This window comes from Streptomyces sparsus, from assembly GCF_054776295.1.
Genome location: NZ_BAAHCA010001515.1, coordinates 1 through 753, shown reverse-complemented (window position 1 = coordinate 753; position 753 = coordinate 1). Strand labels below are relative to the sequence as shown.

Sequence of the window (753 nt, the reverse complement as noted above, 5' to 3'; positions counted from 1 at the left end):
GCTGGGTGGTCGCAGCCGCCGTGGGCGTGCTGGTCGTGGTGCTGCTCAGCCTCGCTGTCGGCAGCCGCCAGCTCGGACCGGGTGAGGTCTGGAACGCCCTGCTGCACGGCGGCGACGGCCCGGCCGCGCACGTCGTACGCACCATGCGGCTGCCCCGGACGCTCGTCGGTGTGATGGTCGGCGCGGCCCTCGCGCTGGCCGGCTGCGTGCTCCAGGGCATCACCCGCAACCCGATCGCCGAGCCCGGCATTCTGGGCATCAGCCAGGGCGCGGCGGTCGGTGTGGTCGCCGCCCTGACGTTCGCCGGGGCGCACACCCTCAGCGGCTACGTCTGGTTCGCGTTCGCGGGGGCCGGTGCCACCGCCGTCGCCGTCTACGCGATCGCCAACCAGGGCCGGGGCGGCGCCACTCCGGTGAAGCTGGCACTGGCCGGTGCCGCCGTGAACGCGCTGCTGGCGTCGGTGGTCGCCGCCGTGCTGACCACCCGGTCGGCGACCCTGGACCAGTTCCGGTTCTGGCAGGTCGGCTCGCTGTCCGGCCGGGACGCCGAGATCGTCGGGCAGATCTGGCCGTTCCTGCTGGTGGGCCTGCTGCTGGTGCTGGTCGCCGCACGCGGACTCGACGCGCTGGCGCTCGGTGACGACGTGGCCAGGGGGCTCGGGCAGAACGTGGCCGCGGTGCGCGTCGTCGGCGGGCTCGGGGCCACCGTGCTGACCGGCGCGGGGGTGGCCGCCGCCGGACCGATCGCGTTCG

At 75.4% G+C, this 753-nt stretch carries 1 protein-coding gene; it reads left to right on the top strand.

All coding sequences use genetic code 11. The features are described from left to right. Positions 1-5: 5 nt before the first annotated feature. On the top strand, positions 6-753 hold a 748-nt coding region (locus ACYVE9_RS29345), incomplete at its 3' end, for a FecCD family ABC transporter permease (RefSeq protein WP_461030913.1).